This is a genomic window from Sphingomonas sp. ID1715 (assembly GCF_013044515.1).
In the GTDB taxonomy this organism is placed as follows: Bacteria; Pseudomonadota; Alphaproteobacteria; order Sphingomonadales; family Sphingomonadaceae; genus Sphingomonas_B.
Genome location: NZ_JABEPR010000002.1, coordinates 499,172 through 521,310 on the forward strand (window position 1 = coordinate 499,172; position 22,139 = coordinate 521,310).

Sequence of the window (22,139 nt, forward strand, 5' to 3'; positions counted from 1 at the left end):
GTCCGATATGGCCGCAGACGGCAGCCATATTCCTGAGGGGGCGCGACCGAATGATCGAAGGGCTGGATCTGTCGACGATCCTGGTGTTCGTGGCGATCGGATTCGCCGCGCAGATCGTCGACGGCGCCCTCGGCATGGCGTTCGGGCAGATTTCGAGCACCTTGCTGATCTCGACCGGCGTGCCGCCCGCGGCCGCTTCGGCAGGCGTGCATACGGCCGAAACCTTCACGACCGCCGTGTCCGGCATCAGCCATGTCCTCCACGGCAACGTCGATTGGCGGCTGTTCTTTCGCCTGGCAGTGCCGGGTGTATTGGGCGGCATCCTTGGCGCCTATGTGCTGACCCAGATCGACGCCGACACGGCCAAGCCGTTCGTGCTCGCCTATCTGACCGGCCTCGGAGTCTACCTCTTCTATCGCGGCATCATGCACCGCCACACCGAGCGCGAGCCGAAGGTCGTGTCGCCCCTGGGACTGATCGGCGGCTTCCTGGACGCAGCCGGCGGAGGCGGCTGGGGCGCGATCGTCACGTCGAACCTGCTCGTCCAGGGCAGCAGCCCGCGCAAGACGATCGGCACGGTCAACACGGCCGAGTTCTTCCTGACGATCACCATTTCGGCGACCTTTATCGCGACGCTCGGCTGGGAGGCCTTCACCGCCGCCACTGTCGGCCTGCTGGTCGGCGGCGTGCTGGCAGCGCCGTTCGGCGCCTGGATTGCCAAGCGGGTGAACCCCGACATGCTGCTCACCTTCGTCGGGGCGCTGGTGACGCTGACCAGCCTCTACGGCCTCTACCGCGCGCTGACCTGAACCTGCCGAAGGATCGCGGCGTAGATTGCGGTCAGCTGGTCGAGATCGGCTAAAGCGACTGCCTCGTCGAGCTTATGCATGGTCGCATTCGTCAGGCCGAACTCCACGACCGGGCATAGCTTCGACAGGAACCGCGCGTCGGACGTGCCGCCGCTGGTCGACAGCTCCGGCGTAACGCCGCACACGCCCTGGATCGCGGACGAGACCAGCGTCGAAAGCGCACCCGGCGCTGTCAGGAACGCTTCGCCGGACACGACCGGCCGCACCATCGCGTCGGGCGCCTCGGCGAGCACCAGGTCCCGGGTCCGAGCGGCGAGATCGTCCCCACGGTGGAGATCGTTGAACCGGATGCTGAGCCGGGCCTTCGCGCGTGAAGGGATTACGTTGGTCGCCGAATTGCCGACCTCGAGCTCGGTGATCTCGATGTTGGACGGTTGGAACCACTCGGTACCCTGATCGAGCACGACTGCGTCGATGGCGGCGAGCGCACGCACCAGCTTCGGCACGGGATTGTCCGCCAGATGCGGATAGGCGACATGGCCCTGCACTCCGGGCACTTCGATCCAGATATTGACCGACCCGCGCCGCCCGATCTTGATCGTGTCGCCGAGGCGATGGACGGACGTAGGTTCGCCGACCAAGCACAGATCCGGCTTCAGCCCAAGCGCCGCCATCCGCTCGATCAGCGCGCGGGTGCCGAACAGCGCCGGCCCTTCCTCGTCGCCGGTGATGATCAGGCTGATCGTGCCGCGGCTTTGCTCGACCTGGTCGAGGGCGGCGACGAAGGCGGCAATCGCGCCCTTCATGTCCACCGCGCCGCGCCCATAGAGCAGGTCGCCCCGGACCACCGGTTCGAACGGGTCGCCGCTCCAGCCCTCGCCCGGCGGCACCACGTCGACATGGCCGGCAAAGGCGAAATGCGGACTTCCCTCCCCGCGCCAGGCAAGCAGGTTCTCGACCGGCCCGTCCGGCGCCTCGCCGGCAACGAACCGATCGACGGAAAAGCCGCGGGCCGTCAGCGCCGCCTCCAGTACGTCGAACACCGCGCCGCGCGCCGGCGTGACGCTGGGACACGCGATCAGTTGCTTGGCAAGCGTGAGCGCGTCCGACATCATTCCTCCATGCCCAAGCTCGACCTCGACCAAATCCCGCAGACGAATGCAACCGGCTACCCGCCGGAGTTTGCCGACAAGGTGCGGGGCCGCTGGTATCGCCGGCTCGCACCGGCTTCCGGAATCGTCGATTTCGGAGCGAGCCACGTCGTGCTCCGGCCGGGTGCCTGGTCGTCGCAGCGCCACTGGCACGAGGAGGAGGATGAGCTGGTGGTCATGATCTCGGGCGAGGCGGTGCTCGTCGACAATGATGGCCGCACGCCGATGCGGGCGGGCGACATCGCCGCCTTCCCGAAGAACGACGGCAACGGCCATGTGCTGGTGAACGAAAGCGATCGCGATTGCGTGTATGTCGCGATCGGCCGGCCGTCGGCGAGCGACTGCCACTATCCCGACATCGACATGCATCTTTTCAATGGCGAAGGGTTTCGCCGCAAGGACAGGTCGGCCTTCTAGGCCTGCACCTTTTCGAACTGCTCGATCGTCCAGCTCTCGTCCTGCGCGTCCTCGATCCACTGGCGGACGCACGGATGGGTGTAGAGCGCCTCGACATAGGTCGCGGCAAAGCCGGGCAGCGGCACCGAATAGGTGACCAGGCGCGTCGCGACCGGCGCGAACATGATGTCGGCGGCGCAGTAATCGCCGAACAGGAACTTGCCCGTGCCGCCATAACGCGCGCGCGCCTGCGCCCAGAGGCTCAGCACGCGACCGATCTCCTGCAGTACTTCGGGCTTCAGCTCGGGCGTGGGGAACTGCCTGCGCACGTTCATCGGCAGCTCGCGGCGGAGATTCTGGTAGCTGGAGTGCATCTCCGCCGCCATCGACCGGGCCATCGCCCGCGCCGCCTCGTCCTGCGGCCAGAAGGTGTCGCGTCCGACCTTGTCCGCCAGCCAGTCGATGATCGCCAGCGAATCCCAGACCACGATCTCGTCTTCCCACAGGATCGGCACCTTGCCCTGGCTGGGCGCGAACTCGTCCCCTTCGCGCAGCCGGTTCCACTCCTCATTATAGAGCGGAACCGTCACTTCCTCGAACGGCAGGCCGGATTGCTTGACGGCCAGCCAGCCGCGCATCGACCAGCTGGAATAGGCCTTGTTGCCGATGAAGAGCTTGAGCATGGGCCTCCCCTAGCCGTTCGTGTCGAGCGAAGTCGAGACACCGCTTCTCGACTTCGCTCGAAGCGAACGGATCAGGGAGTCATACTCTCCAGCACCGCCGCGCGCAGTTCGGGAATGCCCATCCCCTTCTCGCTCGACGTCGCGATCACGTCGGGGTGCGCGGCGGGGTGCTTGCGCGCCTCGGCCGCCGTGGCCTCCCGCACCTTGGCTAGGTCGGTCGCCTTCACCTTGTCTGCCTTGGTCAGCACCAGCCGGTAGCTGACCGCGGCCTTGTCGAGCATGGCCATCAGCTCGCGATCCACGTCCTTCAGGCCGTGCCGGCTGTCGACCAGCACCAGCACCCGCTTCAGCACGGCGCGGCCACGCAGAAAGTCGTTGATGAGGTGGTGCCATTTGCGGATCATGTCCTTGGGCGCCTTGGCAAAGCCATAGCCCGGCATGTCGACCAGCCGCAGCACCAGCGGCTCGCCGATGTCGAAGAAGTTCAGCTCCTGCGTGCGGCCCGGCGTGTTCGACGTGCGCGCCAGGCCGTTGCGGCCGGTGAGCGCGTTCAGCAGCGACGACTTGCCGACGTTCGAGCGGCCCGCGAACGCCACTTCAGGCGCGTCCATGTCCGGCAGGAACTTCAGCTCCGGCGCCGACTTCAGGAACGCGATCGGCCCTGCGAACAGCTTCCGCGCGGCTTCGAGGGATTCCGCGTCCATCAGCTGGTGATCGGTCCCGGCTGGTTCTTCAGCGCTGGATAGCGGCTGTACAGCCATTTCTGCTGGGCGATGGCGAGGATGTTGGAGACGGTCCAGTAGAGCTGCAGGCCCGCGGCAAACGGCGCCATGATGAACATGAACACCCAGGGCATGATCGAGAAGACCTGCTGCTGCACCGGGTCCATCTGTGCCGGGTTGAGCTTGAACTGGATGTACATGGTGATGCCGAGCAGGATCGGCAGCACGCCCAGCGCGAGGAAGCTCGGCGGCGTGAAATCGAGGTAACCGAAAAGGTTGATCGGCGTCGCCGGGTCGGGCGCGGACAGGTCCTTGATCCACAGTGCGAAGGGCTGGTGCCGCATCTCGATCGTCAGCATCAGCACCTTGTAGAGCGCGTAGAAGATCGGGATCTGAATCAGGATCGGCAGGCAGCCGGCGAGCGGATTGACCTTTTCCTGTTTGTAGAGCGCCAGCATCTCGGTCTGGAGCTTCTGCTTGTCGTCCTTGTGCCGTTCCTGCAGCGCCTTCACCTTGGGCTGGAGGGCGCGCATCGCCGCCATGGAAGCGAATTGGCGCTGGGCGACGGGGTACATCAGGCCGCGCACGATCAGCGTCAGCAGGATGATTGCCACGCCGAAATTGCCGACCGCGCGGAACAGCCAGTCGAGCAGCTGGAAGATCGGCCGCTCGAAGAAGCTGAACCACCCCCAGTCGATCGCCTTGTCGAACTGCGCGATCTTCAGGTCGCGCTCATAGGCTTGGAGCACGCCAACTTCCTTGGCGCCCGAGAAGAGGCGGGTCCTGCTCGAGACGGCCTTGCCGGGCGCCAGCACCGACTGATCGGCGGGCGTGAAGGCGGCGAGATAGGTCTTGTCGCCGATGGCGCGGAACGACGCGCTCACGCGCGCCGTGTCGGCCGGCGCCAATGCGGTCAGCCAATATTTGTCGGTGAAGCCGAGCCAGCCCCCGGTCGACGCGAGGGTGGTGCCGCCCTGCCCCGCCTCATCCAGATCCTTGAAGTTGATCTTGTAATTGGCCTGGCCGTCGAACACGCCGATGGGGCCCGTGTGCTGGGTCCAGCTGCTCGGATCGGCGGACACGCCCGTGCGCTTGATCAGCGCGAACGGCCGGATCGCCACCGGAGCCGAGCCGCCATTGGCGACGCTCTGTTCGGCCGTGATCATGTAATTGGCGTCGACCGTCAGGCGGATGCGGAAGGTCTGGCCGGTGCCGTTCGTCCAGCTGAGCGTGACCGGCCTGCCCGGCGCGAGCAGCTGCCCGTCGGCCTGCCAGACCGTGTCATTGCCCGGCAGCGCGGCGCCCTCGCCCGACCAGCCGAACTGCGCATAGATCGGCTTCGGCCCGCCTTCGGGCGACAGCAAGCGGATCGGCGGCGAGTTCTTGGCGATCGTCTCGCGATGCCGCTTCAGCACCAGGTCGTCGACCCGGGCGCCCTTCAGGTTCACCGAGCCGGCGATGGCGGGCGTGTCGATCCGCACGCGCGGCGCTTCACGCAGCACGAGATTGCGGTCGCGGATGGCGGCGGGTGCGGTCGGGGTCGGATTGACGCCGGGCTGCGGCACCGCGACCTGCTTGCCGTTCACGACCTTGGTCGCGGGAGGATTGGCGGTCGGGAAGAAGCGATCGGACAGCGCGCTCCAGCCGAACAGCACGAGGGCCGAAAGCACGATCGCGAGGATCATGTTGCGCTGATTTTCCAAGTCGAACTCCTAGGGTACCGGATCGTAGCCGCGGCCGCCGAACGGATGGCACCGAGCAAGGCGCTTGACCGCCAGCCAGCCGCCCCGCGCCGCGCCATAGCGCTCCACCGCCTCGATTGCATAGGCCGAACATGTGGGGGTGTAGCGGCACGAGGGCGGCAGCATGGCCGACGGGTAGCGCTGCCAGAAGCGTGCGAGGGCGATGACAAACCTATCCATCGTCATTCCCGCGAAAGCGGGAACCCAGCCCGTGGCTCGGCACCCGGCAACTCTGGGTCCCCGCTTTCGCGGGGATGACGAGGAGAAAGCCTTTTAAGCGCCTTCGCCAGCTCCGCCCGCAGCAGGCCGAAGTCGCGCTCCACCCCGCCCGCACGCCCGATCAGCACGTGATCCGCGCCCGCCACACCCATCTCCGGCAGCAGTTCGGCGGCGAGCGCGCGGAAGCGCCGCTTCATCCGGTTGCGGACGACGGCGTTGCCGATCTTCTTGGTAACGGTGTAGCCGATTCGCATCGCGGCGCTGTCGTCGCCACGCGGGCGCACCAGCAGGACGAAGCCAGGCATCGGCGCCCGCTTCCCCCCATTCGCCGCGAGGAAATCCGCGCGGCGGGTGAGGATCGTTAGGCCGACAGGACCTTGCGACCGCGGTTGCGGCGCGCCGCGATCACCTTGCGGCCACCCACGGTCGCCATGCGCGCGCGGAATCCGTGACGCCGCTTGCGCACCAGGTTGCTCGGCTGAAACGTGCGCTTCATCGCTCATTCCTCAAAACTTGAACAAAAAAGGGCCGCCAACGAAGGGCGGCCTGACTGTTGCCGAGCGGTTATTGGGCGCGCGAGGAAAAGTCAAGCAACGCGCGCAGCTTTTCCCATAGTCCCGAGGGTTGCTCGTCGAGCTCGGGCTTAGGCCGGCCACGCGGCGCGGGCGGGCGGCGGAGCACCTTGTCCGCCAGTCGACCTTGCCGCGGATAGCGGCGCGTGTGTCGCGCATAGACCCGCTTCACCCAGTTCGAGTTCTTCAGCAGCAGGGCCATGCCGCCGGCGAAGATGAAGACGCCGCCGGGACCAGGCAGCGCGCCCACCACCGGCGTCACCACCAGCACCAGGACCCACCCCGTCCCAAGATAAATGATACGCAGGACGGAATCGGGCGGCGCTTTCACAGCCGCGCAAATGGGGCGTCGTGCGCGCCCGCGCAAGCGCCACCCTCGACAGCCGACCCGGTCTCCGGCTATCCGCCTGAACCAAGGGGGGAACATGGTCGCCATCGTTGCGACGGCCGCTTATCTGGGGCTGGAAGCGCGCGCCGTCGAAGTCCAGGTGCAACTGACGCCTGGCTTGCCGAAATTCGTCGTCGTCGGATTGCCTGACAAGGCCGTCGCCGAAAGCCGCGAGCGCGTGCGCAGCGCGATCGCCGCGCTCGGCCTTTCGCTGCCGCCCAAACACATCACCGTCAACCTATCTCCGGCCGACCTGCCGAAGGAAGGATCGCATTACGATCTGCCGATCGCGCTGGGCCTGCTCGCCGCCATGGGTGTGCTCGATGCGGAAACGCTGAGCCAATATCTGATCGTCGGCGAGCTGGGGCTGGACGGCCGGGTCGCGACATCTCCCGGCGTGCTGCTCGCGGCGCTGCATGCTTCGGAACGGCAGCTCGGCCTGATCTGCCCGGCTGCGCAAGGCGGCGAGGCGGCCTGGGCGGGCAATGTCGAGGTCGTGCCCGCACCCGATCTGCTGTCGCTGCTCAATCATCTCCGCGGCAAGGCCCTGCTGTCGCCGCCTGCGCCCGGCCTCGCCGACGATCCGGCGCACGGCCCGGACCTCGCCCAGGTAAAGGGACAGGAGACGGCCAAGCGCGCGATCGAGATCGCCGCGGCCGGCGGCCATAATCTGGTGATGATCGGACCGCCGGGATCGGGCAAGTCGCTGCTCGCCGCCTGCCTGCCCGGCATCCTACCCGAACTGACCGCCGGCGAGGCGCTCGAAGTGTCGATGGTCGCGAGCGTCGCGGGCGCGCTGGAAGGCGGCCGCATCTCGCGCGCCCGGCCTTTCCGTGCGCCGCACCACAGCGCCTCGATGGCGGCCCTGGTCGGCGGCGGCATCCGCGCCAAGCCGGGCGAAGTCAGCCTGGCGCACTTGGGCGTGCTGTTCCTCGACGAATTGCCGGAATTCCAGCGCGCCGTGCTCGACTCGCTGCGCCAGCCGCTCGAGACGGGCAATGTCAGCGTTGCGCGCGCCAATGCACACGTCACCTTTCCGGCGCGGGTGCAGCTGGTCGCGGCCATGAACCCGTGCCGCTGCGGCCATCTCGGCGACCCGGCACTGGCCTGTGCGCGCGCACCACGCTGCGCCGCCGATTATCAGGCGAAAGTGTCGGGCCCGCTGCTCGACCGCATCGATTTGCACGTCGAAGTAGGGGCGGTCAGCGCGGCAGACCTGGTGCTGCCGCCGCCGACCGAGGGCTCGACGCAGGTCGCAGAACGCGTCCGCGCCGCCCGCGCGCGCCAGACCGAGCGCTATGCCAAGGATGGCGTGCGCACCAACGCGGAGGCGGACGGCCCGGTGCTCGAAGCAGCGGCAACTCCGGACGAACCGGGTCGCAAGCTGCTCGCGCAGGCTGCCGAAGCAATGCGGCTGTCGGCGCGCGGCTATACCCGCATTCAGCGCGTCGCGCGGACGATCGCCGACCTGACGGGCGCGGACACCGTCGGTCGGGTGCATATCGCCGAGGCGCTCAGCTATCGGCGGCAAGCGCCGAGGAACTGAGAATCTCCGGCTCTCCTGCGAAAGCAGGAGCCCAGGGGTGGTCTCCTGCCTCCGCAGGGGAACGACATGCTTAGTTCAGCGCCGAATGCACCGTCGCCACGGCCGTCATCACGGCACCGACGCGTGCGCCCGTCTGAATGATCTCGGCGGAAATGCCGTGCTGCTTCAGCACCTTTTCGTGGCTGTCGATGCACATGCCGCAGCCATTCTGGGCGGAGACGGCAAGGCTGAACAGCTCGAAGTCGGCCTTGTCGATGCCGGGATTGCCGATCACGTTCATGCGCAGCTTGGCCGGCATGGTCCGGTATTCCGGGTTCGAGGCCAGGTGCGTGAAGCGGTAATAGACGTTGTTCATTGCCATGATCGCAGCGGCGGCCCGCGCAGCGTTCGCGGCCTCATCGCTGAGCTTGCCGTCCACTTCAGCCTCGGTCGCGGCGACGAGCGGGCGATAGCCGGTGCCATGGGCGGTCGCGAGCAGCAGGCCGTATTTGCGCTGGTCGCCCAGCAGCTGGTCATTGAGGATCGAGCTGACGTTCAGCCGCAGATCCTTGGCGAAATCGGGGAGCGTGTCCGCGAATTCCTTGAGGGGCATGGATGGTCTCCAGACGCGACGAGCCGTTCCCCGGCGAAGGCCGGGGTCCAGGGGTCGCTTGTTCTCCGCTGGCCCCCTACTTTCGCAGGGGAACAGTGGTCGGGAAGGCTGGTGAGCGCGGGACCGAAGGGAGGGGCGATCCCGCGCCCACGGAAGCGCGGCTTACGCCGCGATCGGATGAAGGACTTCCTCGCCCTTCGTCCAGTTGCACGGGCAGAGCTCGTCGGTCTGCAAGGCGTCGAGCACGCGCAGAGTCTCCTGCGGGTTACGGCCGACATTCAGGCCGTTCACCGTCACGTGCTGGATCACATTGTCCGGATCGACGATGAACGTCGCGCGGAACGCGACATGCTCGTCCTTGTCGAGGATGCCGAGTTCGGACGCGAGCTTCGCGCCATTATCGGCGATCCACGGGAAGTCGGCGTCCGCCAGTTCGGCGTCCGAGCGGCGCCACGCAAAGTGAACGTGGGCGGTGTCGGTCGACGCGCCGATCAGTTCGGCGTCGCGATCGGCGAAGTCGCTCTTCAGCTTGCCATAGCCGACGATCTCGGTCGGGCAGACGAAAGTGAAGTCCTTCGGCCAGTAGAACAGGATCTTCCACTTGCCGTTGGTCTGGCCAAGATCGATGGTCTCGCCGGCCGGCAGCGCCGAAGTGCCCTGCTGAACGGGAAGGGTGAGGGCGGGAAGCTTGTCGCCAACAGTCAGCATGGTTGGGTCTCCTTGGTGTGAATCCGTGAGTCGACGCCGAGTCGGCGTCCTCAGTAGGGCGGATATAGGGTCTGGCCTTCATCGATCCAATAGATTACTTCTCCACTATTGATCGAACGAGGCAATGTAGATGAGCACGACCTATCTGCCGACGCTGAAGCAGCTGCAATATCTCGTGGCTCTGCACGATTATGGCCATTTCGGCCGTGCCGCCGATGCCTGCTTCGTCACGCAATCGACGCTGTCGGCCGGTCTGCGGGAGCTGGAGTCGCTGATCGGCATCGTGCTGGTCGAACGCACCAGGCGCGTCGTGCGCTTCACGCCGGTCGGCGAAAAGATCGCGGAAAAGGCACGCCGCGTCCTGCGCGAAGCCGAAGAGCTGGCAGACCTCGCGCGCGCCGCCGGCAAGCCGCTGTCCGGCGACTTGCGGATGAGTGTGATCCCGACCATCGCGCCGTTCCTGCTGCCACGGCTGCTGCCGTTCATCCGCCAGGAGCGGCCCGAGCTGAAGCTGTACCTGCGGGAGGAACCCAGCGCCGCCGCCTGCGAGTCGCTCAGCCGTGGCAGCGCCGATTGCGTGCTGCTGGCGCTCCCCTATTCCTGTGGAGAGGTGGAGGTCGAGCCGCTGTTCGACGACCAGCTGATGGTCGCCTTCCCTAAGAGCGACGCCGAGCTGCCCGACCATATCGGCGCCGATGCGATCGAGCCGGATCGACTGCTGCTGCTCGAAGACGGCCATTGCCTGCGCGATCATGCGCTCGCGGCCTGCAATCGTCCGGAGCTGCGCGCTCAGGCGACGATGCTCGGCACTTCGCTGCACACGCTGGTGCAGATGGTCGACAATGGCCTTGGCGTGACGATGCTGCCGGAAATGGCGCTCGATGCCGGCATTCTCGATCACACCAACATCGTCGCGCGGCCACTTGCCGGTGACAACACCGCTCGCCAGATCGCGCTCATTTGGCGCAAGAACAGCCCCCGCGAGAAGGACTTCCAATTGCTGGCCGACCTGCTGCGCAAGGCGGCGGCTTAACGTACCGTCATCCCGAACTTGTTTCGGGACAAGGATGGAGCAGCGGGAGATCCGAGGGTTTTCGCCCGAACCGGTTAGCGGCGGAAAGCTTGTCCCGAAACAAGTTCGGGATGACGCTCAAAGGGACCAGCGCTTCGCCGCTGCCTCGTCGCTCTCCCGCGCGGCGACCCAGTTCCGCCTACTCCCGCGCGTCTCGCTCTTCCAGAAGGGCGCGTCGGTTTTCAGCCGGTCGATCATGAAGGCGCAGGCGGCAAGCGCGTCCGCCCGGTGAGACGCGCAGGCGGCAGCGAGCACGATGCGCTCGCCGGGGCGCATAGGGCCGACGCGGTGAACGATCGTCGCGCCGAGCAGCGACCAGCGCGTGCTCGCCTCTTCGGCGATCCCGCGCAGCGCCGTCTCCGTCATGCCCGGATAATGTTCCAGGGTCAGTTCATCGAGGCCGTCATCAGCGCGGACCAGCCCGACGAAGCTCGCCACCGCGCCGCCACCCAGAGCCTCGAGCGGCGCGACCGCGGCATCAAGGGAGAAGGGCTCGGGCTGGACGGCAATCGTGATCATCCGCCCGTCACCGGCGGGAAGAAGGCGATCTCCTTCGCGCCCGCGAGGGCAGTATCCCAGCTCGCGAAGCGCTGGTCGACGGCCGCCCGCAGATTGCCTCGGTCCGACAGCGCGGCGCGGTGATGCTCGCTGCGCTCCGCCAGCCAGTCGGCAAGCTCTCCCAAGGTAGTGTTGGTCGCGGGCGGCTCCAAGCGCTCCGCATCGATGCCGACCAGCTCGCGGACCCAGGCGAAATAGAGGATCGTGACCATGCTCAATCCATGTGTTTCAGGCCGACGCGCAGATAATCCCAGCCCGTGATCAGCGTCAGCACTGCCGCCGCCCAGAGGGAGATCACGCCGGTCTGATGCACCCAAAGCTGATCGCGCACCGCGCCCGAGAGGATCAGCGCGCCGAGCGCCACCATCTGGAACGTCGTCTTCCACTTGGCGAGCCGGCTGACCGGCACCGAGACGCTCAGCTGCGCCAGGAACTCGCGCAGGCCCGACACCGCGATCTCGCGCAGCAGGATCACGAGCGCGGGTATGACGTTCCAGCCGTGGATGATCGGGTCGCCATCCGGTCCACCGCCGGTGGTAATCAGCATCACGATCACCGCGCCCACCATGATCTTGTCGGCGATGGGGTCCAGGAAGACGCCAAGCTTCGACACCGTGCCCTGGGCGCGCGCCAGATAGCCGTCGAAATAGTCGGTGATGCCGACGATGCAGTAGAGGACGAACCCGGTCGCGTAACCCAGTTGCCAGCCGGGATACCACAGCAGCACCATCAGGATCGGCACCGCCAGGATGCGCGACAGGGTGAGCAGGTTGGGCAGCGTCAGCACGGCAATCGATCTAACCCCAAAGCAGCCAAGAGCAAATGCGGTCGCAGTCACCAAACTGCAGTCGCGGTTCGGGCCGCGCCGGCCGACGAGAAGCATATTGCCGATCGGATGGTTAACGATAAAGTGGCGGCGCGACTCGTTTCGTCGCGAAATCAGGGGGTTCTGCATGAACAAGTATTTGTTGGGCGCTGCGGCGCTCGCTTTCTCTGCGCCCGCCGCTTCTGCGAGCATCACCGTCGATGGGCAGATCGACGCCGGCTACGGTGCGGCCAGCGCAACCGTGGCCACCGACCCGAATGCACCCGACAGCAACTTCCAGGCGCCGGAGAACCGTGCGCTGGCGGGCTACGACATCTATCTGAGCAGTGACGCCAGCAACGTCTATGGCCTCGTCGATCTGACGGGCGGCAACTCGGCAGGCAATTTCGCCAATCTCTATTTCGACCTGAACCCGACCGTCGGCGATGGGTCCGACCTGGGTTTCGAAATTGGCCAGAACGGCGTCACCGCCTTCATTCCCGGCAAGAATGGTCAGCCCGGCTTCAACACAGTGCTCGGGGCCAGCAATTATGCGGTGGCGCTGGTGCCCGGGGGCGGTCTGGAATTCTCGCTTGCGAAGAGCCTGTTCACCAGCCCGATCGCCGGCTTGGCCTATTATGACGGGCAGACGTTCGAGGGCACGATCACGCTGCGCCTGTCGCAGAGCCTGAGCTATTCGGTCGCAGGCGGCGCCAGCTACGGGCCCAATCGGCTCGGCGCGATCCAGTTGGCTGCCGTGCCCGAGCCGGCCAGCTGGGCGCTGATGATCAGCGGCTTCGCGATCGCCGGTGCGGCGGCCCGCCGCCGGTCGCACAGCACGATGGCCTTCGCCTGATCCGCTGAACCTGTGAAAGGCGCTCGGGTGACCGGGCGCCTTTTGCTTTGCCTCGCCTCCATGCTCCGCTAAAGCCCGCGCCAGCATCAACAACGGGCCGTCCGCACCTCATGCAGACTTCGATGCGGCTTCTCGGCCGGCGGCGCTTTCTGCCGATCTTCACCACCCAGTTCCTAGGCGCGTTCAACGACAATCTGTTCAAGACGGCGATGGTGCTATTCGCCACCTACCGGGTCTATTCCGATCCGAAAGTGGAGATGCAGTTCAACGCGCTCGCGACTGGCCTCTTCATCCTGCCCTTCTTCCTGCTCTCGGCCCTGTCCGGACAGCTCGCCGACACGCGCGACAAGGCCCGGATCATCCGCATCGTGAAGACGGCAGAGATCTTCATCATGGCTGCCGGGGCGGTCGGGTTGCTGCTGCCGTCGATCCCGCTGATGCTGGGCGCGGTGCTCGCGATGGGCGTGCATTCGACCTTCTTCGGCCCGATCAAATATGCGATTCTGCCGCAGCATCTAGGGCCCGACGAAGTGCTGGGCGGCACCGGGCTGGTCGAGGCGGGCACCTATATCGCGATTCTGGCGGGCACCATCACCGCCGGCTTCATCACCCATCGCCCGGACATCGCCGCGGCGCTGGTGATGATCGTCGCGACGCTCGGCTGGTTTGCAGGCCGCCAAGTGCCGCCGGCGCCGCCAGTGCATGAAGAACATGGCGTGGACTGGCACATCGTCCGCTCGTCCTTTCGCCTGGTCAACGCGACCATGCACATCCCGCGCCTCTTCCTGGCGATCTGTTCGATCAGCTTTTTCTGGACGATCGGCGCGGTGCTGGTGATCGAGTTTCCGCCGCTGGTGAAGAATGTTCTCACCTCCAACGAGCAGGTGGCAAGCCTCTTCCTTGCAGTCTTTTCGGTGGGCGTGGCCGTCGGATCGGTGGCGATCAACCGGCTGCTGAAGGGCGAAGTTTCGGCGCGCTATTCGCCGGCATCAGTGATCGCGATGGCGGGCTTTGTGCTCGGCGTCTACGCGATCGCCAAGAGCTGGCAGGGCGATCATCCAGGAGAGCTCTACCATCTCGGCGAGTTCGTCCATCATCCGAGTGCGGTTGGGCTGCTCGTCGCCCTGTTCGGCGTCGCCGCGACCGGCGGCATGTTCGTGGTCCCGCTCTACGCGTTTCTCACGACGACCGTGGACAAGGACCAGACCGCGCGCACCGTCGCGGCGAACAACATCGTCAACTCGGGCGCGATGGTCGCCGGTTCGCTGCTCGCCTTCACCCTAAGCGCATTCGGTGTGTCGGCCGTCGACCAGCTGCTGATGGTCTCGGCGATGTGCTTCATATCCGCGTGGCTCGCCTGGAAGCTCCACCTCGCCTGCGACAGGCCGCACCGGGCCGCCTCTTAGCCGCCCGATACATGCTCCGGCTTGCCCTTGCGCTTCGTGTGGGCAAGCTCCTCCAGCTGCTTTTCGCTCATCGAGTCGGCCATCTGTTTCGATGCGCCCTTCAGCTTGCTCTTGGGCGTGTCGCCGCGCTTGGCTGACAGGGCTGCGCCGGCGGCCTTTTGCTGAGCGGCGGACTTGGCGGGCATTGCGGAACTCCCGATCGGACAATCAGGAGAACGGCTCGCCCGGCCAGGCGGTTCCGGTCAGCCGAATACGCCGTAGATCGCGACGAAGAACGCCGTGAAGCTCAAAGCGAAGAGCTTCAGGTCGTTTGCATCGTCGCGAACGGCTTCGATCGTCCGGGTGGTGGACCGGGGCAGCCGTTGCCGGAAAGGATGCCGGGCTGCTTCGTTGCTGAGGACAAGACGGCGTTTCATGGAAACTGTTTAACGATTCGTTTACGTTTCCGTCCCGGATTGAACATGGTTAACGCGGCCGTAACTTGTTCCGCTTCGGGATTCCGGAAGCAAACGCTTGTTAAAGAACGCCCATTTTCAGGAACTTGGTGCGGCGATCGGCCCTCAGGCGGGCGCGGTCCATGCCGTCCAGCTCGGCAAGGGCGGTGTCGAGCGCCGCGCCTAGCGCATCGATCGCCGCGTCGGGATCGCGATGCGCGCCGCCGACCGGTTCCGGCACGATCCGGTCGATGATGCCGAGTTCCTTCAGGTCCTGTGCCGTTACCTTCATCGCCTCGGCCGCTGCCGGCGCCTGGTCGGCGGTGCGCCACAGGATGGAGGCACACCCCTCGGGCGAGATGACGGAATAGACCGCATGTTCGAACATCAGCACGCGATTGGCGGCCGCCAGCGCGATTGCGCCGCCTGACCCTCCCTCGCCGACGATCGCGGCCACCATCGGCACGCCGAGCGCAAGGCATTGCTCCGTCGACCGGGCGATCGCCTCAGCCTGGCCGCGCTCTTCCGCCTGCACGCCCGGAAAGGCGCCCGACGTGTCGACCAAGGTCACCACGGGCAGGCCGAAGCGGTCGGCCAGCTGCATCAGCCGTACGGCCTTGCGATAGCCTTCGGGCTTACCCATGCCGAAATTGTGCTTGAGTCGGCTCGCCGTGTCGTCGCCCTTTTCATGGCCGATCACCATCACGCGGCGGCCGTGGAGCCGCCCCAGGCCGCCCAGGATCGCCTGATCGTCGGCAAAGGCGCGGTCGCCGGCCAGCGGCATGAAGTCTTCGATCAGCCGCGCGACATAATGTTTGAAATGCGGGCGGGACGGGTGCCGCGCCACTTGCGTCTTCTGCCACGGCGTCAGCCGCGCATAAGTGTCGCGCAGCGCTTTGTCGGCCTTGGCCTGAAGGCGACCGATTTCCGCCTCGATATCGACGCCGCCGCCGGCTGCCGTCTCGCGCAGCTCCGCGACGCGCGCTTCCAGCTCCGCCACCGGCTTTTCGAAATCGAGGAAGGTGATCATGTGCGCCGCGGGTTAGGAGCGGGCAGGCCGCTCGTCAACGAGCGGGTGCTTTGCGTTCACCAGCTCCACGAGACGACGCGAGTCGACATGCGTGTAGATCTGGGTGGTTGCGATATCGGCATGACCGAGCATGGCCTGGAGCGCACGCAGGTCCGCACCGCCTTCGAGCAGATGCGTGGCAAAGGCGTGACGGAGCCCGTGCGGTCCGACCCGATCGGGCGGAACCCCGGCGGCCGCGGCCAGCGCCTTGACGATCTGGAACAGCCGCACCCGGCTGAGATGCTTCTTGCCGGAGGGGAAGAGCCAGGCCTGGTCGGAGGGCAACAGCTCCCGCCAGCGCGCGACAGCCGCACGCGCGCGATCGGAAATCGGCACCAGCCGCTCGCGCCCCCCCTTGCCCTTGAGGATGATGAACGGCCGGTCGCTTGCGATTGCCGTGCGTGGCAGCGAAACAAGTTCGGTCGCGCGCAGGCCGGAGCCGTAGAGCAGCTCGAGCAGCGCCGCGAGGCGAATGTCGGCGAGCGGCGGATGCGCCTGCGCCAGCCGCCGCTCGACTTCGGCGAACAGCCGGTCCAGGTCGGCGCGGTCGAGCACCTTGGGCAGCGGCCGGCCGGGGGAAGGCCGCGGCAGCGCCTTGCCTGCGTCGTCGGCGCGAAACCCTTCCTCCTGAAGAAAGACAAAGAAGCGGCGCAGCGCCGCCGATTTCCGCGCGACGGTTGATCGGGCGAGCGGCATCCACGCCTCGGCCAGCTTGCCAAGGGCGGTCTCGTCGGCCGTGCTGAGCCCGCCCTCCAGCTGCTCCGAGGCCAGATCGAGGTCCGATCGATAGGCTGCCAGCGTGTTCGCCGCCGCTCCGCCTTCGGCCGCCAGCATTTCGAGAAAGCGTTCGATCAGCCGGGCGTCGTCACCGCTCACGCCCGCGTGATGGCCTCGGCCGCGATCATGCGCGCCTCAGGCTCGCGACCCACGCGGCGCAGCGCCGCGACGATGTGCATCAGATAGGCGGGATGCACGGCCTGCCAGGAGCGCGTCTGCAGGCCCGCGGCTGCAAGTAGCACGACCGTGGCCGGCTGGCCGTTCGTCGCGGCGCGATCGATCGCGCGGGTCCAGCTGTTCGACAGGCCCAGCGGGAGCTTGTTCTCGGTCGCGAGCGACTGCGCGTCTTCCATCGACAGCCGCCCCAGCCCGGCGAGCGCCGCCACCAGAAAGGCACCCTTGCGGCTGTCCTCGTCCTGCTCGCCGACATAGGCGCCGGCCCGTCCGGCCGAGATGGTGACGCCCCGGCGCGGCGCACCCACGGCCAGCAATGCCCAGGCGTCATCGCCATCGTCCAGCTGGTCGGCGACCGCACCCCATTTGGCCGCACCGTCGTCTAGTCCGGCCGTGAGCATCGCGGCGATCAGAAAGCGCGCATCCTCGCCGTAATCCTCGCTGGGCCGGATCAGGGCGGCAGCGCGCGCCGTGAGCACGAGATGAGCATAGCGCTCCACGTCCGACTTGGGGGTGGTCCACAGGTCGCGCATCACGTCCAGGCGGCTACCGACCTCGTCATCGGCATAGGCACGTTGCAGGCGATAGCCGAGCGTGTCTTCATTATCGTCCGGATCCGCCGCTTCGAAGGCGCCGCCCACCAGATCGACATAGGCGGCGTTCGACAGCACGCCGAGGCTCGCCGCCCACATCGCGGGACCCAAGCGCTGTTCCGGCTCGATCATCGGCGCGCGATACTGCCAGGCCTGGACCTGCGGCCCGACCGTCCCGAATAAGGGAGCGGGGATGGCGACGTTGACAGCGTTGGCAAGGCCGAAGCGCCAGGCAGTTAGGTTGCTGACGCCGTCCCACTGGATGTTGATCGCCCGGCGACCGCCACCGACGCCGACCACCTTTTCGGCAAGCAGCAGGTCGATGCCGCGTACCTTGCCGCGGCGCCGAGTCGCATCGACGATCGCGCTCGCCGTGCCGGCATCGCCGGACAGCGCCGCGCACATGGCGCGCGCCAGGTCCCAACTGGTCTGGTCCGCAGTTGCAGGCACGCGCGTGGTAAGCGGGCACATCGCTGCCGGATCCGCGGTCGCGAGCGCCACCTGCTGGGCGATGTCGAACATCTTGGGCGTATAACGATCCACATCGACGCTGGAGACGAGCAGTCGCGCCGCATCAGCCTCGCCCATGCGCAGCAGCAACCAGGCGCGCTCGGCCACCCAGTCGGCGCCGTCGACACCGCCGCCCGGCGTCGGCGCCTGGGTCAACAGCACGCGGCGGAGCAGGATCTGTGCCCAGCGCGACGCGATGGGCGCCTGGATGTCGCGCATCAAGGCGGAGGCAAAGCGCGCGTTGACGCTGCCCCATTGGTCGGTGCCATAGCCGCCATTGTCCGGCGTCAGCACGCCGACCAGATCGGGGTTCCGCCGTGCGGCTTCGGGCAAATCGAAGGCCTCGGCCTGCGCGACCTCTTCCTCTTCGTCCGTCTCCTCAGTCGCCTGATCGTCGGTTGCCGCCTCGCCCGGCGGCAGCGGCTGCACGATCTCGCCGCCCGGCGCAAAGCTGGGCTGGCCCGGAGCGGAAGGACTCTCGGACGGCGCGGGCGCCGAAGCAGGCGGCGGATCGCCAAAGCCCGGCGGCAGCAGCGACTCGGGCGCCTGTTCCTGCCCGATGGCGGGGATGGCAAAGGCGGCCAGCGCGACCGCGACGGCCGCGCCGCCCAGCAGTCGCTTACTTGCCCAGCCGGTCATTCGGGATCGTCTTCTCGACGCGGGTCAGCGGCTTTTCCGTGTCAACCGTCGACAGCCAGTAAAGCCCGCCCAGAACGACAAGGAGAAGCAGGACGAGAACGATGGGAAGCCGCGAGGCCGATGACCGACGCGCAGGATACCGTGAACGCATGGCGTCGAGCTAGCAGAGGGCCGGGAGTGCGGCAATCGCCCTGCGCCCGGCTGCGTGCTAGCGGCGGCACATGATTCCCCGCGAACTGATCGCCACTGCCCGAGTGCCCGGCGGCGAGCCGCTGCGGCTCTTTCGCCGCGGCCGCGACTTCATGATCGTCGTCGATCGCAACGAACTGATGAACAGCCGGATGAGCGGATCGGAAGAGGCTCTCGCGACGCTGACGCTGGAGCGACTGCGCGTACCCGGCCCGCGCCTGCTGATCGGCGGTTATGGCATGGGCTTCACCCTGCGCGCCGCGCTCGCCCGGCTGCCAAGCGGCGGCAAGATCGACGTCGCCGAGCTGGTGCCGGAGATCATCGACTGGGCGCGCGGGCCAATGGCGGAGCTCACCGCCGGCTGCCTGGACGATCCGCGCGTCCGCGTTCGGATCCAGGATGTGGGCACCGTTATCGCCGCTGCCCGGAGCCACTATGACGCCATCCTGCTCGACGTCGACAATGGACCCGACGGCCTGACGCGGGACAGCAACGAGTGGCTCTATACGCCCGCCGGCCTCGAATCCGCCCGCGCGGCGCTCCGCCCGAACGGTGTTCTCGCGGTCTGGTCAGCCGCACCCGACCCGGCTTTCACACGTCGGCTGAAGGCCGCGCGCTTCCAGGTCGAGGAGACGGCGCTGCGGGCCCGTACCAATGGCAAGGGCCCGCGTCACGTCATCTGGTTCGCGCAGAAGAGATAGGGGGCGGCACCTCGGGCGCCGCCCCTTTCGACTCGATCAGAACCCGACGCGTAGGCGCACGCCATAGGTGCGCGGCTCGTTCGGATAGCCGGCGAAATTGCCGGTCTGCTCCGGCACGGCAAAGCCGGTCACGTTGAAATATTGCTTGGTGATGTTGTTCGCGAACAGCTCGCCGCGCAGCTTGCCGTCCTCGGTCTGCACGCCGACCAGCGCATTGACGATCGCATAGGCCGGGTTGCGGATCACCGCCTGCCCATTCGGTTGCAGACCGAAAATGTCGACCTCGCTGTTGAAGCGGGTATCGACATGGAAGATGCCGCGCAGATTGTCGGTCAGCGCCGGGTTCCAGGTGGCGCTGCCGGTCACGACGCTCTTCGGCTGGTTTGTGAACTGACGCCCTTCCGCACCCTGCAGCGGGGTGCCGGTGAAGTCGTTGCTCGCGTCGTAACGGGCAAGGTTATAGGTGTAGCCAAGCCGGATCGTGAGGTTGCGATCCGGACGGATGATCGCCTCTGCCTCGATGCCCTTCGACGTCGAGTCCTTGATGTTCTGCACGACGAAATTATTGCCGCTGAACACCAGGCTCTGCAGGTTCTTATACTTGGCGTAGAAGGCCGCGATGTTGAAGGTGAACTCGCGGCTCGGGCTCGACTTCACACCGATCTCGAACGAGTCGACCGTTTCCGGCCCAAACTCCAGGTCCGATCCCTGCGCGCCGTTGCCGCCGAGCAGGACGGAATCGAAGGTCGCCTGGTCGAGGTTGTAGCCGCCCGACTTATAGCCTCGGTCATAGCTGCCATAGGCGAGCAGCCGGTCGCTGAACTTGTAGCTGAGCTTGGCGGTGCCGGTGATCCGGTCTTCGCTGCGCTTGTCGCGATAGGCGCCGTTGAACTCGGTGTTCACTGCCGGGTTGCAGCCGAGCAGGTAGAGATTGTTGAACAGCCCCAGCTGACGCAGCACATTGGCATAGGCGGTCGCCGCCGGGTCGCCGCCGCGGACTTGATTAAAGAAGCCGCAGCTGCCGGTGTTGTTCGAAATGTTCGCCCGCAGCGTCTTTTCTTCGTGGTTCCAGCGCGCGCCGAGGGTCAGCGACAGCTGATCGGTGACGCGGACGATATTGTGCGTGAAGGCGGCAAAGGCGTTGGTCTTCACCCGGAAATCGTCGTTGTTGTTGCCCTGCCCCGCAGCCGCGCCGGGCAGCGGAGTGGTGGCAAGCGCCGCCAGGCCCGGGATGACCGGAATGCCGGCGACCGGAGCCACGCCCGCCTGGGCCTGGAACAGTTGCACCAGCGGACGCAGCTGCGCCGGGAAAGCGGCCGCGGGTGCACCGAGCAGCGCCTGGCCGAACAGCGGCACCGTCGGGCCGAGCGAGCCGAAGAATTGCAGCTGCCGTCCGAAGGTCGGCGCGAGCGCACCGGCGAAGATGCTGTCGACATAGCGATTGGCGTCGTTGCCCACCCGCACCGTGTCGCGCAGCGTCAGCGTCTCGTTCAGGTAGAAGCCGCCGATCAGGAAATCGAGCCGGTCGTCAAACGCCGTGCCCTGCAGGCGGATCTCCTGGGTGAAGTCCTTGATCCCGGTCTTGTAGTCGTCACGATAGGCGCGATCGATGCCCGAGAAGTCGATGTCCTGATCGCGCAGGGCTCGCCAGTTGCGATAGGCTGTGATCGAGGTGATGTTGAGGTTCGAGCCGAGCTCGTGATTGACCTCGATCGAGGCGCCGGCGTCGCGCACCCGCTCGCGGAAATCGCGATTGGGCGAGATCGCCTGAGTGCGGTCGGATGCCGGGCCAGTGTAGAGGCCGACCAGACCCTGCGCCGCGGCGACGCCCTGGATCACTGGCGCGAGCGGACCGCGCACGACGCTCACGGCGCCGCAGCAATGTTCATTGGTTCGCGCATAGTCGGCGATCAGGCGGATGGTCGTGCTGTCATTCTCGAACATCGCTTGCCCGCGCGCGAACCATCGATCGATGTCGTTGAGGCGGCGATCGCTGTTGGCGTCCTTGATATAGCCGTCGCGCTTGCGGATGCCGCCGTCGAGGCGAAGCGCGACCTGATCGCTGACCGGGCCGGTGATCGCCCCGCGCAGTTCCATCGCGTCGAGATTGCCATACACGCCCTCGACGAAGCCGCCGAGCTCGTACTGCGGCTTGGCGGTGAAGATGCTGAGCGCGCCGGCCGAGGTGTTGCGGCCGAACAGCGTGCCTTGAGGGCCGCGCAGCACTTCGACCCGCTCGACTTCGGGCAGGTCGGCGAGCGCGATGCCGGCGCGCGAGCGGAACACGCCGTCGATGAACACGCCGACGGCCGGCTCGAAGCCCGGATTGTCACCGGCCGTGCCGATGCCGCGGATGAAGAGCGTGGTGCCGGTCGCGGCCGACTGGCCGGTTGAGGTCTGCAGGCTCGGCGCCAGCTGCTCGAGATCGCGCACGTCCTGCACGCCGGCGTCGCGCAGCAACTCGGCGGGAACCGCCGTGACCGCGATCGGCACGTTCTGCACCGTCTCGTTGCGGCGGGTGGCGGTCACGACGATGTCGTTGCCGCCGAGATCGTCGACCGCGGCCGGCTGTGCCTGGGATGGTGTCGGATTGGCGCTGGCCTGCCCGGTCTGTTCAGGGGTGGTGGTGCCCGGAGAACCGGCAGTGTCCTGGGCGCTGGCGGAGCTGGCTGCGAGAGCAAGAACCGAAACGGCCGAAAAGCAGAGCGAACGAAGCAACACGAGAATTCCCCTTTTAACGGGCACGGAGCCGAAGCGGACGGAGCCCCTTGCTGGCGGACGCGCCGAAAGCAAGAGGGGCCCTCAATTTTGCGACGATTTTCCTGCCG

27 protein-coding genes are annotated in these 22,139 nt (G+C 66.8%); 7 read left to right on the forward strand and 20 right to left on the reverse strand.

Going from position 1 to position 22,139, the window contains the following annotated elements; all coding sequences use genetic code 11:
* The first annotated feature begins 50 nt into the window (after nucleotides 1-50).
* Nucleotides 51-809, forward strand: a complete 759-nt coding sequence (locus HJG53_RS07345) for a sulfite exporter TauE/SafE family protein (RefSeq protein WP_171129051.1) — start codon at nucleotides 51-53, stop codon at nucleotides 807-809.
* Here HJG53_RS07345 and dapE read toward each other — a convergent pair.
* On the reverse strand, nucleotides 791-1,921 hold the full coding sequence (gene dapE, locus HJG53_RS07350) for a succinyl-diaminopimelate desuccinylase (RefSeq protein WP_171129052.1): 1,131 nt from the start codon (nucleotides 1,919-1,921) through the stop codon (nucleotides 791-793). The genes HJG53_RS07345 and dapE overlap by 19 nt on opposite strands.
* Before the next feature lie 9 nt (nucleotides 1,922-1,930).
* Here dapE and HJG53_RS07355 point away from each other — a divergent pair, with 9 nt between their 5' ends.
* Nucleotides 1,931-2,377 carry a cupin domain-containing protein gene (locus tag HJG53_RS07355; RefSeq protein WP_171129053.1) on the forward strand — a complete coding sequence of 149 codons (447 nt, stop codon included), beginning with the start codon at nucleotides 1,931-1,933 and terminating at the stop codon, nucleotides 2,375-2,377.
* Here HJG53_RS07355 and HJG53_RS07360 read toward each other — a convergent pair.
* The 7 genes from HJG53_RS07360 to HJG53_RS18270 form a co-directional block, all read right to left on the reverse strand.
* A complete protein-coding gene (locus HJG53_RS07360) occupies nucleotides 2,374-3,039 on the reverse strand; it encodes a glutathione S-transferase family protein (RefSeq protein WP_171129054.1) in 666 nt (221 codons plus the stop codon). The two genes, HJG53_RS07355 and HJG53_RS07360, sit on opposite strands and share 4 nt — an antisense overlap.
* Before the next feature lie 71 nt (nucleotides 3,040-3,110).
* Nucleotides 3,111-3,743: a ribosome biogenesis GTP-binding protein YihA/YsxC gene (yihA, locus tag HJG53_RS07365; RefSeq protein ID WP_217352678.1), complete on the reverse strand. Its 633-nt coding sequence runs from the start codon at nucleotides 3,741-3,743 to the stop codon at nucleotides 3,111-3,113.
* A complete protein-coding gene (yidC, locus tag HJG53_RS07370) occupies nucleotides 3,743-5,464 on the reverse strand; it encodes a membrane protein insertase YidC (protein ID WP_171129056.1) in 1,722 nt (573 codons plus the stop codon). The genes yihA and yidC overlap by 1 nt, the downstream gene beginning before the upstream one ends.
* 9 nt (nucleotides 5,465-5,473) lie before the next feature.
* Complete coding sequence (gene yidD / locus HJG53_RS07375; protein ID WP_217352679.1) at nucleotides 5,474-5,683, reverse strand: membrane protein insertion efficiency factor YidD; 210 nt, start codon at nucleotides 5,681-5,683, stop codon at nucleotides 5,474-5,476.
* Between the two features lie 2 nt (nucleotides 5,684-5,685).
* Nucleotides 5,686-6,081, reverse strand: a complete 396-nt coding sequence (gene rnpA, locus HJG53_RS07380) for a ribonuclease P protein component (protein ID WP_171129689.1) — start codon at nucleotides 6,079-6,081, stop codon at nucleotides 5,686-5,688.
* A gap of 2 nt (nucleotides 6,082-6,083) precedes the next feature.
* Nucleotides 6,084-6,218 (reverse strand): 50S ribosomal protein L34, encoded by a 135-nt coding sequence (gene rpmH / locus HJG53_RS07385; RefSeq protein WP_046348096.1) that lies wholly within the window; start codon nucleotides 6,216-6,218, stop codon nucleotides 6,084-6,086.
* Nucleotides 6,219-6,286: 68 nt separating this feature from the next.
* Complete coding sequence (locus HJG53_RS18270; RefSeq protein WP_174842747.1) at nucleotides 6,287-6,565, reverse strand: hypothetical protein; 279 nt, start codon at nucleotides 6,563-6,565, stop codon at nucleotides 6,287-6,289.
* A gap of 154 nt (nucleotides 6,566-6,719) precedes the next feature.
* On the opposite strand from HJG53_RS18270, the gene HJG53_RS07395 reads away from it, so the two are divergent.
* Nucleotides 6,720-8,228: a YifB family Mg chelatase-like AAA ATPase gene (locus tag HJG53_RS07395; protein ID WP_171129060.1), complete on the forward strand. Its 1,509-nt coding sequence runs from the start codon at nucleotides 6,720-6,722 to the stop codon at nucleotides 8,226-8,228.
* A 70-nt stretch (nucleotides 8,229-8,298) separates the two neighbouring features.
* Here HJG53_RS07395 and HJG53_RS07400 read toward each other — a convergent pair whose 3' ends face one another.
* Together HJG53_RS07400 and HJG53_RS07405 are read right to left on the reverse strand one after the other, a co-directional pair.
* Complete coding sequence (locus tag HJG53_RS07400; RefSeq protein WP_171129062.1) at nucleotides 8,299-8,820, reverse strand: carboxymuconolactone decarboxylase family protein; 522 nt, start codon at nucleotides 8,818-8,820, stop codon at nucleotides 8,299-8,301.
* 162 nt (nucleotides 8,821-8,982) lie between these two features.
* A complete protein-coding gene (locus tag HJG53_RS07405; protein ID WP_171129064.1) occupies nucleotides 8,983-9,528 on the reverse strand; it encodes a peroxiredoxin in 546 nt (181 codons plus the stop codon).
* 130 nt (nucleotides 9,529-9,658) lie between these two features.
* Here HJG53_RS07405 and HJG53_RS07410 point away from each other — a divergent pair, with 130 nt between their 5' ends.
* A complete protein-coding gene (locus HJG53_RS07410) occupies nucleotides 9,659-10,561 on the forward strand; it encodes a hydrogen peroxide-inducible genes activator (RefSeq protein WP_171129066.1) in 903 nt (300 codons plus the stop codon).
* Between the two features lie 117 nt (nucleotides 10,562-10,678).
* Here the strand turns inward: HJG53_RS07410 and HJG53_RS07415 are convergent, their stop codons facing one another.
* Genes HJG53_RS07415 through pgsA form a run of 3 tightly spaced genes read right to left on the reverse strand, consistent with a single transcriptional unit; the run spans nucleotide 10,679 to nucleotide 11,945 of the window.
* Nucleotides 10,679-11,119 (reverse strand): molybdenum cofactor biosynthesis protein MoaE, encoded by a 441-nt coding sequence (locus HJG53_RS07415; RefSeq protein WP_171129068.1) that lies wholly within the window; start codon nucleotides 11,117-11,119, stop codon nucleotides 10,679-10,681.
* On the reverse strand, nucleotides 11,116-11,370 hold the full coding sequence (moaD, locus tag HJG53_RS07420) for a molybdopterin converting factor subunit 1 (protein WP_171129071.1): 255 nt from the start codon (nucleotides 11,368-11,370) through the stop codon (nucleotides 11,116-11,118). Before moaD ends, HJG53_RS07415 begins: the two co-directional genes overlap by 4 nt.
* A 2-nt stretch (nucleotides 11,371-11,372) precedes the next feature.
* Nucleotides 11,373-11,945, reverse strand: a complete 573-nt coding sequence (pgsA, locus tag HJG53_RS07425; protein WP_171129691.1) for a CDP-diacylglycerol--glycerol-3-phosphate 3-phosphatidyltransferase — start codon at nucleotides 11,943-11,945, stop codon at nucleotides 11,373-11,375.
* 166 nt (nucleotides 11,946-12,111) lie between these two features.
* On the opposite strand from pgsA, the gene HJG53_RS07430 reads away from it, so the two are divergent.
* Nucleotides 12,112-12,819 (forward strand): PEPxxWA-CTERM sorting domain-containing protein, encoded by a 708-nt coding sequence (locus HJG53_RS07430; protein WP_171129073.1) that lies wholly within the window; start codon nucleotides 12,112-12,114, stop codon nucleotides 12,817-12,819.
* 110 nt (nucleotides 12,820-12,929) lie between these two features.
* A complete protein-coding gene (locus tag HJG53_RS07435) occupies nucleotides 12,930-14,225 on the forward strand; it encodes an MFS transporter (protein ID WP_171129075.1) in 1,296 nt (431 codons plus the stop codon).
* Here HJG53_RS07435 and HJG53_RS07440 read toward each other — a convergent pair.
* The 6 genes from HJG53_RS07440 to HJG53_RS18350 all read right to left on the reverse strand — a co-directional run bounded on the left by HJG53_RS07440 (nucleotide 14,222) and on the right by HJG53_RS18350 (nucleotide 18,572).
* Nucleotides 14,222-14,410: a DUF3008 family protein gene (locus tag HJG53_RS07440; RefSeq protein ID WP_171129077.1), complete on the reverse strand. Its 189-nt coding sequence runs from the start codon at nucleotides 14,408-14,410 to the stop codon at nucleotides 14,222-14,224. The two genes, HJG53_RS07435 and HJG53_RS07440, sit on opposite strands and share 4 nt — an antisense overlap.
* A 57-nt stretch (nucleotides 14,411-14,467) precedes the next feature.
* A complete protein-coding gene (locus tag HJG53_RS07445) occupies nucleotides 14,468-14,641 on the reverse strand; it encodes a hypothetical protein (protein WP_171129079.1) in 174 nt (57 codons plus the stop codon).
* Nucleotides 14,642-14,741: 100 nt separating this feature from the next.
* On the reverse strand, nucleotides 14,742-15,689 hold the full coding sequence (locus tag HJG53_RS07450; RefSeq protein ID WP_171129081.1) for an acetyl-CoA carboxylase carboxyltransferase subunit alpha: 948 nt from the start codon (nucleotides 15,687-15,689) through the stop codon (nucleotides 14,742-14,744).
* Nucleotides 15,690-15,701: 12 nt separating this feature from the next.
* A complete protein-coding gene (locus HJG53_RS07455; RefSeq protein WP_171129083.1) occupies nucleotides 15,702-16,604 on the reverse strand; it encodes a tyrosine-type recombinase/integrase in 903 nt (300 codons plus the stop codon).
* Nucleotides 16,601-18,421 (reverse strand): hypothetical protein, encoded by a 1,821-nt coding sequence (locus tag HJG53_RS07460; RefSeq protein WP_171129085.1) that lies wholly within the window; start codon nucleotides 18,419-18,421, stop codon nucleotides 16,601-16,603. Before HJG53_RS07460 ends, HJG53_RS07455 begins: the two co-directional genes overlap by 4 nt.
* Nucleotides 18,402-18,572 carry a hypothetical protein gene (locus HJG53_RS18350; protein WP_217352680.1) on the reverse strand — a complete coding sequence of 57 codons (171 nt, stop codon included), beginning with the start codon at nucleotides 18,570-18,572 and terminating at the stop codon, nucleotides 18,402-18,404. The genes HJG53_RS07460 and HJG53_RS18350 overlap by 20 nt, the downstream gene beginning before the upstream one ends.
* A 70-nt stretch (nucleotides 18,573-18,642) precedes the next feature.
* Between HJG53_RS18350 and HJG53_RS07465 the strand changes: the two genes are divergently transcribed.
* Complete coding sequence (locus HJG53_RS07465; RefSeq protein ID WP_171129087.1) at nucleotides 18,643-19,311, forward strand: spermidine synthase; 669 nt, start codon at nucleotides 18,643-18,645, stop codon at nucleotides 19,309-19,311.
* A gap of 36 nt (nucleotides 19,312-19,347) precedes the next feature.
* On the opposite strand, the gene HJG53_RS07470 is transcribed toward HJG53_RS07465, so the two are convergent.
* Nucleotides 19,348-22,032: a TonB-dependent receptor gene (locus HJG53_RS07470; RefSeq protein WP_368039530.1), complete on the reverse strand. Its 2,685-nt coding sequence runs from the start codon at nucleotides 22,030-22,032 to the stop codon at nucleotides 19,348-19,350.
* Between the last annotated feature and the right edge of the window lie 107 nt (nucleotides 22,033-22,139).

Coding starts and splice junctions, on each gene's coding strand:
- HJG53_RS07345 (WP_171129051.1), top strand. CDS start 51: ATGATCGAAGGGCTGGATCTGTCGACGATCCTGGTGTTCGTGGCGATC.
- dapE (WP_171129052.1), bottom strand. CDS start 1,921: ATGTCGGACGCGCTCACGCTTGCCAAGCAACTGATCGCGTGTCCCAGC.
- HJG53_RS07355 (WP_171129053.1), top strand. CDS start 1,931: ATGCCCAAGCTCGACCTCGACCAAATCCCGCAGACGAATGCAACCGGC.
- HJG53_RS07360 (WP_171129054.1), bottom strand. CDS start 3,039: ATGCTCAAGCTCTTCATCGGCAACAAGGCCTATTCCAGCTGGTCGATG.
- yihA (WP_217352678.1), bottom strand. CDS start 3,743: ATGGACGCGGAATCCCTCGAAGCCGCGCGGAAGCTGTTCGCAGGGCCG.
- yidD (WP_217352679.1), bottom strand. CDS start 5,683: ATGGATAGGTTTGTCATCGCCCTCGCACGCTTCTGGCAGCGCTACCCG.
- rpmH (WP_046348096.1), bottom strand. CDS start 6,218: ATGAAGCGCACGTTTCAGCCGAGCAACCTGGTGCGCAAGCGGCGTCAC.
- HJG53_RS07395 (WP_171129060.1), top strand. CDS start 6,720: ATGGTCGCCATCGTTGCGACGGCCGCTTATCTGGGGCTGGAAGCGCGC.
- HJG53_RS07400 (WP_171129062.1), bottom strand. CDS start 8,820: ATGCCCCTCAAGGAATTCGCGGACACGCTCCCCGATTTCGCCAAGGAT.
- HJG53_RS07405 (WP_171129064.1), bottom strand. CDS start 9,528: ATGCTGACTGTTGGCGACAAGCTTCCCGCCCTCACCCTTCCCGTTCAG.
- HJG53_RS07410 (WP_171129066.1), top strand. CDS start 9,659: ATGAGCACGACCTATCTGCCGACGCTGAAGCAGCTGCAATATCTCGTG.
- HJG53_RS07415 (WP_171129068.1), bottom strand. CDS start 11,119: ATGATCACGATTGCCGTCCAGCCCGAGCCCTTCTCCCTTGATGCCGCG.
- moaD (WP_171129071.1), bottom strand. CDS start 11,370: ATGGTCACGATCCTCTATTTCGCCTGGGTCCGCGAGCTGGTCGGCATC.
- HJG53_RS07430 (WP_171129073.1), top strand. CDS start 12,112: ATGAACAAGTATTTGTTGGGCGCTGCGGCGCTCGCTTTCTCTGCGCCC.
- HJG53_RS07435 (WP_171129075.1), top strand. CDS start 12,930: ATGCAGACTTCGATGCGGCTTCTCGGCCGGCGGCGCTTTCTGCCGATC.
- HJG53_RS07440 (WP_171129077.1), bottom strand. CDS start 14,410: ATGCCCGCCAAGTCCGCCGCTCAGCAAAAGGCCGCCGGCGCAGCCCTG.
- HJG53_RS07445 (WP_171129079.1), bottom strand. CDS start 14,641: ATGAAACGCCGTCTTGTCCTCAGCAACGAAGCAGCCCGGCATCCTTTC.
- HJG53_RS07450 (WP_171129081.1), bottom strand. CDS start 15,689: ATGATCACCTTCCTCGATTTCGAAAAGCCGGTGGCGGAGCTGGAAGCG.
- HJG53_RS07460 (WP_171129085.1), bottom strand. CDS start 18,421: ATGACCGGCTGGGCAAGTAAGCGACTGCTGGGCGGCGCGGCCGTCGCG.
- HJG53_RS18350 (WP_217352680.1), bottom strand. CDS start 18,572: ATGCGTTCACGGTATCCTGCGCGTCGGTCATCGGCCTCGCGGCTTCCC.
- HJG53_RS07465 (WP_171129087.1), top strand. CDS start 18,643: ATGATTCCCCGCGAACTGATCGCCACTGCCCGAGTGCCCGGCGGCGAG.